At 60.3% G+C, this 12588-nt stretch carries 10 protein-coding genes; 5 read left to right on the top strand and 5 right to left on the bottom strand.

What is annotated here, in order from left to right:
• Positions 1-3: 3 nt before the first annotated feature.
• From ACK9YZ_RS32510 to ACK9YZ_RS32490, 5 genes are all read right to left on the bottom strand, one after another.
• A complete protein-coding gene (locus ACK9YZ_RS32510) occupies positions 4-933 on the bottom strand; it encodes an ABC transporter permease (protein WP_416067549.1) in 930 nt (309 codons plus the stop codon).
• Between the two features lie 9 nt (positions 934-942).
• Positions 943-1926, bottom strand: coding sequence for an ABC transporter ATP-binding protein (locus tag ACK9YZ_RS32505; RefSeq protein WP_416067548.1), 984 nt, complete (start codon positions 1924-1926; stop codon positions 943-945).
• Positions 1923-2891: an ABC transporter ATP-binding protein gene (locus ACK9YZ_RS32500; protein ID WP_416067547.1), complete on the bottom strand. Its 969-nt coding sequence runs from the start codon at positions 2889-2891 to the stop codon at positions 1923-1925. Before ACK9YZ_RS32500 ends, ACK9YZ_RS32505 begins: the two co-directional genes overlap by 4 nt.
• A gap of 83 nt (positions 2892-2974) precedes the next feature.
• Positions 2975-4609, bottom strand: a complete 1635-nt coding sequence (locus ACK9YZ_RS32495) for an ABC transporter substrate-binding protein (protein WP_416067546.1) — start codon at positions 4607-4609, stop codon at positions 2975-2977.
• 168 nt (positions 4610-4777) lie between these two features.
• Positions 4778-5497, bottom strand: coding sequence for an HAD family hydrolase (locus ACK9YZ_RS32490; RefSeq protein ID WP_416067545.1), 720 nt, complete (start codon positions 5495-5497; stop codon positions 4778-4780).
• A gap of 74 nt (positions 5498-5571) precedes the next feature.
• Here ACK9YZ_RS32490 and ACK9YZ_RS32485 point away from each other — a divergent pair, with 74 nt between their 5' ends.
• The 5 genes from ACK9YZ_RS32485 (at position 5572) to ACK9YZ_RS32465 (ending at position 12586) form a co-directional block, all read left to right on the top strand.
• Positions 5572-6510, top strand: a complete 939-nt coding sequence (locus ACK9YZ_RS32485; RefSeq protein ID WP_416067544.1) for a sugar-binding transcriptional regulator — start codon at positions 5572-5574, stop codon at positions 6508-6510.
• A 262-nt stretch (positions 6511-6772) separates the two neighbouring features.
• On the top strand, positions 6773-8497 hold the full coding sequence (locus tag ACK9YZ_RS32480) for a putative bifunctional diguanylate cyclase/phosphodiesterase (protein WP_416067543.1): 1725 nt from the start codon (positions 6773-6775) through the stop codon (positions 8495-8497).
• 50 nt (positions 8498-8547) lie between these two features.
• Positions 8548-9066: a ubiquinone biosynthesis methyltransferase UbiE gene (locus tag ACK9YZ_RS32475; RefSeq protein ID WP_416067542.1), complete on the top strand. Its 519-nt coding sequence runs from the start codon at positions 8548-8550 to the stop codon at positions 9064-9066.
• Positions 9063-10229, top strand: a complete 1167-nt coding sequence (locus ACK9YZ_RS32470; RefSeq protein ID WP_416067541.1) for a class I SAM-dependent methyltransferase — start codon at positions 9063-9065, stop codon at positions 10227-10229. Before ACK9YZ_RS32475 ends, ACK9YZ_RS32470 begins: the two co-directional genes overlap by 4 nt.
• Positions 10226-12586 carry a SpoIIE family protein phosphatase gene (locus ACK9YZ_RS32465; RefSeq protein ID WP_416067540.1) on the top strand — a complete coding sequence of 787 codons (2361 nt, stop codon included), beginning with the start codon at positions 10226-10228 and terminating at the stop codon, positions 12584-12586. The genes ACK9YZ_RS32470 and ACK9YZ_RS32465 overlap by 4 nt, the downstream gene beginning before the upstream one ends.
• The last annotated feature ends 2 nt before the right edge of the window (positions 12587-12588 follow it).

Genomic DNA, 12588 nt, shown 5'->3' with positions numbered 1-12588 from the left:
TCCTCAGTGCCCGGCCGCATGCGAGCGAAGCCGCGGATCGAGCCAGCCGTAGAGCAGGTCGACGACGAGGTTCGATACGACCATGGCGGCGGCGATGATCAGCAGGATGCATTGCACGACAGCGAGGTCGCGATTGGTGACCGAGACCACCAGCAGGCGACCGATGCCCGGCCAGGAAAAGATCGATTCCACCACGACGGCGCCTGCGATCAGCGAGCCGACCATGAAGCCGACGATGGTGACGATCGGCACGGCCGCATTGGGCAATGCGTGGTTCCAGACCACGTCATGCCATGCCAGCCCCTTGGCCGAGGCCGTGCGGATATAGGGCTGGCCGATCACCTCGATCATGGCGCTGCGCGAAAAGCGGGCGAGGATGCCGATGCCGCCGATGCTCATGGTCAGCGTCGGCAGGATGCCGTGCACCCAGGTATCCTGCCCGCCCGAGGGCAGCCAGCCGAGGATGACCGAGAAGACCAGCACGAGCAGCAGTCCCATGACGAAGGAGGGAATGGTGAAGCCGAGGACGGCGAGCAGGATGACGCCGCGGTCGGAGAAGCTTTGCCGGTGGAGCGCCGCATAGACGCCGGAGGGAATGCCGAAGACGAGCTTGAGGACGAGGGCCGGCAGCGTCAGCTGCAGCGTCGCCGGCACGCGTTCCAGCACCAGGTTGAGTGCGGACGCCTTGTCGCGCATCGAGACGCCGAAATCGCCTGACAAGATCGACTTGATATAGGCGAGATATTGAATCCAGAGCGGCTGGTCGAGGCCCCATGCCTTGCGGAAGGCATCGACCGCCTCCTGCGGCACGTCAGGCCCGAGCATGACCAGCGCGGGATCCCCCGACATGCGCAACACGACGAAGGCGAAGGTAACGACCGCCATGATGGTCAGGACGGCACGGAACAGGCGCACGAGTACGAAACGGATCATGGAAGCCTCCTATGCCGCCACCGGCGTTGTTTCACCGGCCACGACATGGCAGGCGGCGGTGCGGCCCTCGCCGATATCGAGGAGTTCCGGCACGACGGAACGGCAGACGTCCCGCGCCAGCGGACAGCGCGGGTGGAAGGCGCAGCCGGAGGGGCGGCTCGCCGGGTTGGGCGGCTCGCCCTGCAGGATGACGCGGCCTTCGAGCGGCTTGCCGGGAACGGGCACGCTGGACACCAGCGCTTTCGTGTAGGGATGCCGCGGCGCGCGGAAGATGGCGTCCGAGGACGCCTCCTCGACGATGCGGCCGAGATACATGACCGCGACACGGTCGGCGATATTGCGCACCACCTTCAGGTCGTGGCTGATGAAGACCATGGCGATGTCGTTCTTTTCCTGCAGGTCGCGCATCATGTTGACGACCTGCGCCTGGATGGAGACATCGAGCGCCGAAACCGGCTCGTCGCAGACGATGAGCTTCGGCCGGGACGCGAGTGCACGGGCGATCACCACACGCTGGCGCTGGCCGCCCGAAAGCTCGTGAGGATAACGATCGGCCTGGTCATCGCGGAGGCCGACGGCCCTCATCAGTTCCGTTACGCGCGACGCCTGGTGCTCCCTCGGGATGAGCTTGTGGATTTCGAGCGGCTCGGCGATCTGCTTGGCGATCGTCACGCGGCGGTCGAGCGCGGCAAGCGGGTCCTGGAAGACGAGCTGCATTTTCGCACGCAAGGAGCGCCATTCGGCGGTGTTGCGCGCCGGCATGGCCCGCCCCTGAAGGCGAACGCTGCCCTCCTGCGCATCGTCGATGCCGAGCAGCATGCGCCCGAGCGTCGATTTGCCGGAGCCGGATTCGCCGACGATGCCAAGTGTTTCGCCCGGCATGACCTGGAGAGACACGCCATCGACGGCGCACACCGGCGTCGGGCGGCCGAAAAGGCCGCGGCGGATCTGATAGATGCGGACGAGATCATGGGCTTCGATAAGCGGCGTCATTGAAGCAGGCCTTCGACGATACGGGACGTCAAGGTCTCAGGCGCAGCCGCGACGGGCACCGGCCGCGTGCAGGCGAGCTTGCGGCCGTCATCAAGGGACACGAGCGGCGGGCGCTCGCTGCGACAGGCCTCGACAGCGCGTGAACAACGCGGCGAGAAGGAACAGCCTTGCGGCAGGTCTTTCGGATTGGGAACGGTACCGGGAATGGGGATCAGCCGTTCGCGGCCGCCATCGAGGCGCGGAATGGCATCGAAGAGGCCGCGCGTATAGGGGTGGCGCGGCTCGGAGAAGAGCTGTTCGACGCGGCCCTCCTCGACGATGCGACCGGCATACATGACGCAGACGCGCTCGCAGACCTGGCTGACGGCACCGAGATCGTGGCTGATGAAAACGGTCGCCATGCCGGTTTCGGCACGCAGGCGGATCAGGAGATCGAGGATCTGCGCCTGGATCGTCGCATCGAGAGCCGTTGTCGGTTCGTCGGCGATCAAAAGGTCCGGCTCACCGGCAAGCGCCATGGCGATCATCAGGCGCTGGCACTGGCCGCCGGAAAATTCATGCGGGTAGAGATCGAAGCGGCGGCGCGCATCGGGAATACCGACCATGTCGATCAGCCTCAGCGCCTCGGAGATCTGCCGGCCGATGCGCAGCACCGGATTGAGCGAGCTGGACGGGTCCTGGAAGATCATGGCGATGCGGCTGCCACGCACGCTTTCGAGCACAGTACGCGATCCGCCGACAAGTTCGTTGCTTTCCAGCCGCACCGAGCCGGAGACACTCGCCTTGCCCGGCAGCAGGCCAAGGGCTGCAAGCCAGGTGACCGACTTGCCGCAGCCGGATTCGCCGACGAGGCCGAGCGCCTCGCCTTTGGCGACGTCGAGATCGATGCCGTGGAGAACCTGCACGCCGTCGAAGGCGACCGTCAGGCCACGCAGTTCCACGAGATTGGAGCCGGTCGCGCCCATCTTTCATCCCCGCTTTTCGCTTGCACCATAAAAGAGGATCTCCGGCAGCCCTCAAGCCGCCGGAGACCGGAGTGACGAGCCGATCAGATCGACCAGTTGGTGGCGCGGAAGTCCATGGCGAAGGCCGGAGCGGCCTTCCACTTCAGCGACGACTTCATGCCGGTGAAGACGGCATTCTGGTGCAGGACCTGATAGACCGGGTCTTCGCGCTCGGCGATGTCAAGCATGCGGGCGATGGCCTTCTTGCGCTGCGCCCGGTCGGTGGAAGTTTCCATGACGACGGAGAGCTTGTTCAACTCCGCGTTCGTCCACTCCTTCTTCTGCTGGGCATCGCCATTCGGGCCGAACTGCACGACCAGCGGCGTGATCGGGTCGTTGATCGTATTGGAAGCCGACCAGTCGCGGATACCCTTGACGCCTGCCGTATCGTGGATCTGCGCCCAGTTTTCCTTCATCTCGATCTCGACGTTGAGGCCGACTTGCTTCCACATCTCGACCATGATCTGGCCGTTCGCCGTCTGGTTCGTGTAGTAATTGTTGAGCAGGCGGTAGGGGATCGCATCACCCTTGTAATTGGCCTGCTTCAAGAGGTCCTTGGCGAGATTGGGATCGTAGGCCGGAGGCGCCCAGCCTTCGATGAACATGTCGCCGTTGCGGAAGGATTCGAACTGCATACCGGCCGGGACAACCGTTTTGCCGGCCCAGAGCGCATCGACGATCGCCTGACGGTCGATGGCGTGCGTCATGGCGCGGCGCACCAGCGGGTTGGCAAGGATCGAGTTCTGGATGTTGAAGACCGAAACGCGGTGGTTCCAGATCGTCGCGTTCTGGACCTCGTAGCCCGGAGCAGCCTCAACGGCGTCGATCTGGTCCGGCGGCAGGTCGCAGGCGAAGTCGTATTCGCCTGAAAGCAGGCCGTTGACGCGGGCTGCGACTTCAGGAACCTCGACGAAACGGATCTGCTCGAGCGGCGGGCGGCCGCCCCAATATTCGTCAAAGGCGACGAGCGTCAGCGAAACGTCGGGCTTGTACTCGCCGACCATGTAGGGACCGGTCGTGACCGGCTTGCGCGACCATTCGGTGAAGCTTGCAGCCTCATCCCAGGCGCGGCGGTTGGTGATCTGGCTGCCGGCGGAATAGAGGCGGCCTTCGAGCGTCACGTCAGGCGTGGCGTTGTGCAGGCGCACGGTGTACTTGTCGACGATTTCGATGCCGGCGAGCGCCGGCCATAGACGACGGCCGGTACCGGGCATGGAAGCCGGCAGTTCCTTGGCGGTCGTCGGCTTGTGATCGTCTTCGAAGATGGTCTTGCCGCCGGCAGGTTCCGTATTGCCGAACACGCGCTCCCTGGAGAAGGAGAAGGCGACGTCCTCGGCGGTCATTTCATCGCCGTTGTGGAACTTGACGCCCTGGCGCAGCTTCAGTTCCAGCGTTTTGTCGTCGATGCGCTTCCATTCGGTCGCAAGACCCGGAACCGGACCCTGGTTGCCCATCCAGTCGCGCAGGATCAGACCTTCCCAGAGGTTGGGATAGAAGATGCGCTCGCCGACGTTGGACTGCTCGTGATAGACGTCGAGCGAGTTGTTGTTGGTTATCTTCTGCACCGCGATGGTGATGGAAGGACGCTTGGCCTGGCTGAAAGCCATGCGCGGCAGAATAAGCGTACCGGCGGTAGCGCCGAGCAGGCCGAGCGCGCCGCGTCGATTGATGGAAATCATCGGAAACTCCTTGTGTCTTGACCGGCGGGCTCCCCGGCTCGCGGCCTTCGTTCTTAGGATCGGCTCCATGTCGCCTGAACGACGGCTTCATGAAGTTTCGGTAACAGCCGCCCGTCGCGGATGCCGCGAAGGGCCATTCAGCGCGCGAAAGCATCCGCCCTCGCGAGATCAGCCAGCGGCCTCCACCGCCGGTTTCCCTTCAGAAGAGGCCTTTTCCTTTTCAGAAGACGAAAGCGCCGCAAGAGCGAGCGCCAATTCCCCCGCCCCCTCGACCGTTCGCAAGGCCCCTGCCACCTTCAGCGCCTCGTGCCGCCCGCTGCGCGGATCAGCCGGATCGACGAAGCCGATCGCCGCCATGCCGGCCGCCACAGCACCCGCAATCCCGAGCGCACTGTCATCGATGACAAGGCAACGGCCGGGCTCGACGCCGAGATTTTCGGCGCAGAGCAGGAAGAGATCCGGTGCGGGCTTCGGCCTCGCCACCATCTCCGCGCTGTAGATATGCGGGGCAAATTCCGCCCAGAGGTCGAAAAGACCGAGGCTGCGGCGCAACCGCTCCATGTCGCTGTTGGACGCCACGCATTTACGCTGCTTGAGATCCCGCACCAGCTTTTCCATACCGGCCATCGGCTGCAGCGAACGGGGAAATTCCTCGTAGAGTGCGCTTTTTGCATCGGCGAAGACGCGGTCGGGATCGGCGAGGCCGAGTTCCTCCATACAAAGGCGGCGGCCCGCCTCGCCCGAAAGACCGGTGAAGCGGCGGTGCACCTCGGCATGGCTCAAGGGCACACCGGCGCGCTGCAGAGCCTGCGCCAGCGTGCCGCTCGCCACCGGCTCGCTGTCGATCAATACGCCATCGCAATCGAAGATCAGAAGTTCTATCGTCATGCCGAGCGCATTACGTTACATATGTTACACCAATGTGATATTTGTAACGCCGACGAATTCAGGATGAAGATTTTATGGATTTTGGTGAGCTGAAAATCCGGGCGGCCTGGCTCTACCACGTGGAGGGATTGACCCAGGCGCAGATCGCCGAGCGGATGAACCTCACCCGTCGCAGGGTGAACGAGTTTCTGGCCGCAGCTCTGGAGGAAGGCATCGTCAGGGTCAGCTTCGCATCGCCGCTTGCCGCCGGAATGGAGCTCGAATCGCGCCTACAGGAACGTTTCGGCCTGGAGGCAGCGATCGTCGTTCCGACCCCGGCCGATCCGCAGCTTCTGCACCAGGCGGTCGGCCGCGGTGCCGCCGCCTATCTCGACCGGCTGATCCAGGCCCGCAAGCCCCGCTCCATCGGCGTCGGCTGGGGGGCGACGCTCAGGGAAACCGTCATTCACATGACGCCGGCAAACGAGCCGGAGATCGAGGTACGCTCGATGATGGGCGGGCTGACGCGCGGTTCGGAGATCAACACGTTCGAGATCGTGCGCACTTTCGCACAGGTCCTGAAGGCGCAATGTCATTATTTCGCAGCACCTATCTATGCAGAGAGCCCGCATTCGCGCGAGGCGATCATTTCGCAATCCGTCTTCCAGCGGATCTTCCGGCAGACCTGCGAGGTCGATATTTCATTTCTAAGCGTCGGCGACATGACACGGCAATCCCTGCAGGTGCGCTACGGCCTGCCGCCCGGAACCGATGTCAGCGACCTCATCGACGTCGGCGCCGTCGGCGACTTGCTCGGCCGCTATGTCGACGCCGAGGGACGCCCCGTCGCCCATCCGCTGAACGCCCAGGTACTCGCCCCCGATCTTTCCGACTACCGCAAGATCCCCTGCCGGATCGTCGCCTCCGGCGGATCCCACAAACACGCCATCCTCACCGCCACCTTGCACGCCGGACTCGCAACCGCGCTGATCACGGATGAGGAGCGCGCAAGGGCGTTGCTGGCCGGCGGATGAGGTGAGGTGCGTGCCTGCGTCTATGGGAGGCGACCGAGATTGATGCGGCCTGGGCAGTAGATCCTGAGATCTCCTCCACAAGACCGGCGGAATCTGGAAAACCACTATCTCGTCAGTGGAGTGGCATTGACCGCGACACGTTCTGCGATCATTATTCGGCAATCCCTAAATTAGAAGCATCATCTGATTCACACCAAAATCAAGCGAGTGCAGTTAGATCAGTGGGTGTTCTCTAGAGGACTTTACGGAAGGGGAGCAAAGGATGCCGGACGGCGACGCGACACAGTCTGCTTCTGTCGAAACCTATCTCCTTACCAATACCGACGAGATCGTCTCTCTTTATGACGAGAGCTTTCATCTTACCGAATGCTCGGCAAGTCATCGGCAAACGCATGCCGTCGATTCTCTGGTCGACGCCACCTTGTGGCATGTCTATCCGGAGCTTTTAGCCCCTTCGACGAAATCTGCGGTCGAACTCGTACTTTCGAGTGGATTGCCGCGAAACGTCGAGATCGCAGACGCAAAGACAGGAGATCAGCGTACACTCACGGTTTTCCGCAGCCCTCGCGGCTTGGGTGTTGTCGAGGCGGACGGCGATTCGAACTTGCGCGGGACTTATAGCCAGGCTGAAAATGACCGTGCGCTTCTCTTTCATCAGGCTACCCACGATGTTTTGACCGGACTGCCAAACCGACGGCAATTCAGCGATCAATTGCGGGGCGCCTTCCCGGTATCAAAGGGGGTAAAGTTCGCCCTCATGCAGATCGACCTCGATGATTTTAAGCCTGTCAATGATACATTGGGTCACGGTGCGGGCGATACCGTCCTGAAGATGGCGGCCGAACGGATAAGGAGCGTGCTTCGGGAGCAGGAATTCGCTTATCGATTGGCCGGTGACGAGTTCGCGGTCATCCAGCGGAGAGCCAACCAGCCTCGGGAGGCGGAGCGCCTGGCAGAAGCGCTCGTCGGTGCGTTCAGGGAACCGTTCACGGTGGAGGGCATCAATGTCTTTGTCGGCGCAAGCGTCGGGATTGCCGTTGCCCCGGCGGATGGAAACGAATTCGAACAGCTCATGAAAGCGGCAGACATCGCGCTCTATGCGGCCAAAAAGGACGGCAGGCACAGGGCAAGGAAGTTTAACCGCTCCATGCTCATGGTTCTGGAGCAGCGGGAGACGCTGCGTCGCAGTTTGCGGACCGCCCTTAAAGAGGGCCAGTTCTTCATCGAGTATCAGCCGCTCGTACAACCTCCCTCTTCGATCGTCGGCTTCGAAGCACTGTTACGATGGCATCATCCTGTCGTTGGCATCATCCCGCCCAATATCTTCATCCCCATGGCTGAGACGGACGGTTTGATGAGCGACATCGGTCAATGGCTCCTTGAACAGGCCTGTCGTGAAGCGATGTCGTGGCCCGCCCATTTTACAGTGGCTGTCAATCTCTCCCCGGCGGAGTTTCTGCACGCAGGCCTTACCGATCGCATTGCTCAGACCTTGGACCTCGTTGGCATCCGCGCCGACCGACTTGAATTTGAGATTACCGAGTCTGTGTTGTTAGAGCGTACAATCAACAATCTCGACACCCTCAATACGTTGAAAGTGCTGGGAGTGCAGATCTCGCTCGACGATTTCGGGACCTACTATTCGTCGCTCAGCTACCTGAAGAACTTTCCCTTCGATACGATCAAGATCGACCAGTATTTCATCAAGGATCTTGAGATCGATGACAAAAGTCAGACGATCGTCCAATCCATTATCGCACTCGCCCACGGGCTCGGCATGAGCGTCACTGCCGAGGGGGTGGAAACGGCAGAGCAAGCCGCTTGGCTCAAAAAAGCAAAATGTGACCGGCTGCAAGGATATTTCCTCAGCAAGCCGATGCCCGCCGAAGAGGTCGGTATGTTCCTCAGCAATCTTATGCCGCCCGTCGCCTTTGAGAACTTCTCGATTTCCGGACGAGCGCCACCTTTGGATCCTAGGAGAATGTGAACATCAGTTTTCGAATTCTCTCGGAGCGGATACGGCGAGGAGGAAACGATATGCATGCAGCCAGCGACAAGTCACCGGAAGTGGCCTTCAAGCCCCTCCTTCGGTTCGAGATGGACATGGCGACATTTCTTTCCGACTGGCAGCATTGCGATCAACTGTCGACCTTCATGGCGCGGATGATCAGTCACAATCGCGCCGATCCTATTCGGCATTCGAATTTCTTCTCGTTTGCTCTCAATGAACTGCTGGAAGTATCGTTCCGCGGTGGTTCTCCGCAGGGTTTGATGGACTGCACAGTCTATCGATGCGATGCGACGGAACGTGTAAGGCTCAGTTTCGCGTCTCCCGCCGGACAGCGAGAATTCTATCGCGAGGCAGTGTCGAGAACTCATCAGAAAGATGCAATCGCGCGTTATCTCAGTGCCATTGCAATGGATCAGACGCCAAACAGGGAGGTCACTCTTCTCGATCTGGCAATCAATTTCGATGCCCGCCTGCATCTGGAGGAACGCGCTCCAGCGTCCATAACATTGGTGGTCGACCTGCCGCTTGAAGGAAGCATACGTTGAGCACAACACCCTTCCATGCAGAATTCGACTCCAACAGCCAGGAATTCGTCCTATCTGGCGTGATCCGACCGTATTCCGTCGATGAGATCGCCGCCAGCATTTTCATGCTCAAGGAGGCTGTCGATGATGTTCGAGGGGTTCTCTACATCAATGTAAAACGCCTCGTTCAGATGAACAACACCGCCTTTCAGGCCATTGCCCGCGTTGTGCTGGACACCTGCCGAACAAGATCCGATCTTCGCTTCGTGGTGGTGACTTCGAGTGTCGTCGGCTGGACCGAACGCATGTTCAAGCACTTGAGCAGCATCGAGCCGCGGGTAACGGTAGAGGTCTATGATTCGGGATTTTATCCCGGCCAGAGCTTCGTCGAGGATACGAGCTTCATTCCGATATTGCGCACGCAAACCAAAATGACGTGGCGCCACGAGCGCATGATCCTTCCCCGTCACGGCATGCGGCCAGGGATTGTGATGGCCGATATCTGCTGTGGCATCGGCGATTTCGCCTCACTTGTCAAAAAAGAGTTCCGGCCAACGCGGATCGTGGCGCTCGACCATTCCAGGGCAAGCCTTGCCTATGCACGCGAGATGGCCGCCAGCTTCAATATCGCCGATATCGAGTATACTTACGGCGACGCCTCGGAGATGCTGCTCGAAGACAACCAGTTCGACCTGGTGACCTGCCGCCATTCGCTTCAAATATTCAACCGGCCGGATGTGCTTCTGAAAGAGCTCTTCCGGATCTGCAGACCGGGCGGGCGGGTCTATATAACCAACGAGAAAAATTCGCACTGCCTAGGAGAACCCCGCTCGCAAAGCATCCAATGGACGTATCATCAAGTCGCAAAGCTATTCAGCCACTTCGAAATGGACGTGGAACTCGGCCCGAAAAGTCGCAGATATCTCGCCGACGCCGGCTTTGACGATATTCTCGTCGAGTCCTTCATGGTCACCAATCTCGATGGAGACCCGCAGGATTTTGCCGACGTCATCGCAGCCTGGGAAACTGTTTATGCCGGAGAAATGGCTGTCAGACGGGGAGATTCGTCCGAATTCATAGAACGTTTCCGCCAAGGTTTCAGGGACCATATCTTTGCGGCCCTTCATCCGAAGGGCTATGCCGGCTGGCCAATCTGGGCGGCGTCCGGGCGCAAACCGTCATGAGCACAGCCGGTCGACAGATCACACGTTTTGGCTTGAACTCGTTTCGTGCAAAGTTCGTCCTCGTCGTCGGCAGCGCCGTGCTGTTCGACCTGCTGGTAACCGGAGGCCTGGCGCTTTGGAACGTGCAAAGGCTCTCTCGTGATGCCGCCGCGGAAGTCGGCCAAGGTTTGGAGGAAGCCAATCAGGGCTACATCCGCTCCTACGCGGAAACAACGGCCGAACACGTCAACCTGCTCCTGAGCCAAGTCCATTCCGACGTCAGCACATTGGCCGGCGTTCTTCAAGCCCAGATCGATCGCCCCTCGAGAGAAGCCCAGATCGGCCAGGCGATGGCTCTTGGTTCTCCAGGAACCACCCAGGTCGTTTACGATACGAAAGGAGGATGGGCTCAGAACCTGCCCGGTTCGCCTTCGGTCGTCAGCGTCTGGGGATATCTCCTGGGATCTGATCACCTTCCATTGCCGGCGGTCCAGAGGGACATCGAAAACAGTGCGGTCCTCGACCTGGTTGCGCCAAGTCTCTTGTCGGACGGTCTGTCGAAGCTTCAGATGTATTATATCGGCCCGAGAGAGCGTCCAATCTTCAGGACCGCGCCCTACACGGCCCAGGCCCAGACCTTCGACAAGCTCTATCCTGGCCATAACAGCGCGGAATTCTGGACCTTCTTTTTTCCCGGGCTTTACGAGTCCTGGGAGGAGTGGGGCAAGGATAGAGGACAGCGGCCAGTCAATAGTGACATCACTCAGACTGCACCTTACACGGATGCAATCACGGGAAAGCTCATCGTCAGCTTCTTTCAGCCACTCTGGTCCCCTGATCGGACGAAAGTCGCAGGCGCCACCGGAACGGATATCACGCTCGACCAGCTGGCTGGAATCGTGGAGAGCGTCAAAGTTGCCGACAGCGGCTTCGGATTTCTGGCCATGTCGGACGGCAACGTGGTTGCCATCAATCCGACCGGCGAGAAAATTATCGGCCTGCGGGCATCGAACAATCAAGGCGGTGAAGGTGTCACGGGTCTCAACCGTTCACTGAAAGGGAGTGCGCAGCCGGAAGTCGCGCAATTACCGCTGGGGGAGGACGGGCTATTGCGGCATATTCGCCTTGATGAAAATGGCGAAAAGGTTCCCTATCTCGTCGTCTTGAAGCAGTTGCGACCGACGAACCTTTGGGTTTCCGGCCCTGTCAGACGCGAAGCCATGCTGCTCGGCATCGTCGTGCCAGAGCGCGAGATCTATGCTTCGCTGTTTGCGGCTCAAGCTGGAATTTCACAGGCAACGAACCGGATTCTGATCTACCAGGTCCTGGCACTCCTCGTATCGCTGTGCTTCGTCATCGCAGCCGTTTTCGCCATATCGAAACGCATCACCAAAGGCATCAGCTCGCTCGCCGAAGCCGCCAAACGCATTCAGGCCAAGGATTATTCCGTTCGGGTGGACATACCGACACGTGATGAGGTTGGAGAAGCTGGAATGGCCTTCAACCGCATGGCTGAACAGATCAGTTTTCATACCGAAAATCTCGAGCAGCTCGTCGAGGACAGAACGAAGGAGATCGAAGAAGCGAACCAGCAGATCTCCAGCTTGAATAAACAATTGCGCAGCGAAAACCTGCGCCTGGGGGCGGAGCTTGCGGTTGCGCGCCGCATCCAGATGATGGTTCTCCCCAAGGCCGGAGAATTGGAAGAAATTTCGGATCTGGAGATCGCGGCCTACATGCGGCCGGCCGACGAGGTCGGGGGCGACTACTACGATGTCCTGAGGGACGGAACGCGGTTGAAGATCGGCATCGGCGACGTTACCGGACACGGCCTCGAAAGCGGCGTTTTGATGCTGATGGTCCAATCGATTGCGCGGGCATTGCAGGAGGCCGGCGACATGGACCCCTCGCAATTTCTCAACAGGGTGAATCGGGCCATTTATAAAAATCTCGTCAGGACCAGCACCAACAAGCACCTTTCCCTCGCCTTCCTGGACTACGACGAAGGACGCCTGACGCTTTCGGGCCAGCACGAGGAACTGATCGTCGTTCGAAAGCTCGGAAAGGTGGAGCGGATCGATACGCTTGATCTGGGTCTGCCGATCGGACTGGAACCGGATATTTCGCCGTTCGTGGCGACACGCGAGGTTTCCTTTGACCGCGACGATATAATCATTCTGCACACGGATGGCGTGACCGAGGCCGAGGATCGCAACGGCGAACTCTTCGGCATCGAGCGGCTTTGCGAGAGCGCCGGCCGGCGATACGGCCTGAGCGCCGAGGACGTCAAGGCCGGGATCATCGAGGATTTGATGGCCCATATCGGCACGCAGAAGATCCACGATGACATCACACTCGTGGTTATGAGACACAGGTGAAC

The sequence above is a fragment of the Rhizobium sp. ZK1 genome, from assembly GCF_047782645.1.
Lineage (GTDB): Bacteria > Pseudomonadota > Alphaproteobacteria > Rhizobiales > Rhizobiaceae > Rhizobium.
This window is presented reverse-complemented; position numbering and strand designations above follow the sequence as displayed.

What these genes read in the sequence shown, in the direction of transcription:
- ACK9YZ_RS32475 (WP_416067542.1), top strand. Translation starts at nt 8,548, where the DNA reads ATGCATGCAGCCAGCGACAAGTCACCGGAAGTGGCCTTCAAGCCCCTC.
- ACK9YZ_RS32480 (WP_416067543.1), top strand. Translation starts at nt 6,773, where the DNA reads ATGCCGGACGGCGACGCGACACAGTCTGCTTCTGTCGAAACCTATCTC.
- ACK9YZ_RS32490 (WP_416067545.1), bottom strand. Translation starts at nt 5,497, where the DNA reads ATGACGATAGAACTTCTGATCTTCGATTGCGATGGCGTATTGATCGAC.
- ACK9YZ_RS32500 (WP_416067547.1), bottom strand. Translation starts at nt 2,891, where the DNA reads ATGGGCGCGACCGGCTCCAATCTCGTGGAACTGCGTGGCCTGACGGTC.
- ACK9YZ_RS32465 (WP_416067540.1), top strand. Translation starts at nt 10,226, where the DNA reads ATGAGCACAGCCGGTCGACAGATCACACGTTTTGGCTTGAACTCGTTT.
- ACK9YZ_RS32510 (WP_416067549.1), bottom strand. Translation starts at nt 933, where the DNA reads ATGATCCGTTTCGTACTCGTGCGCCTGTTCCGTGCCGTCCTGACCATC.
- ACK9YZ_RS32505 (WP_416067548.1), bottom strand. Translation starts at nt 1,926, where the DNA reads ATGACGCCGCTTATCGAAGCCCATGATCTCGTCCGCATCTATCAGATC.
- ACK9YZ_RS32485 (WP_416067544.1), top strand. Translation starts at nt 5,572, where the DNA reads ATGGATTTTGGTGAGCTGAAAATCCGGGCGGCCTGGCTCTACCACGTG.
- ACK9YZ_RS32495 (WP_416067546.1), bottom strand. Translation starts at nt 4,609, where the DNA reads ATGATTTCCATCAATCGACGCGGCGCGCTCGGCCTGCTCGGCGCTACC.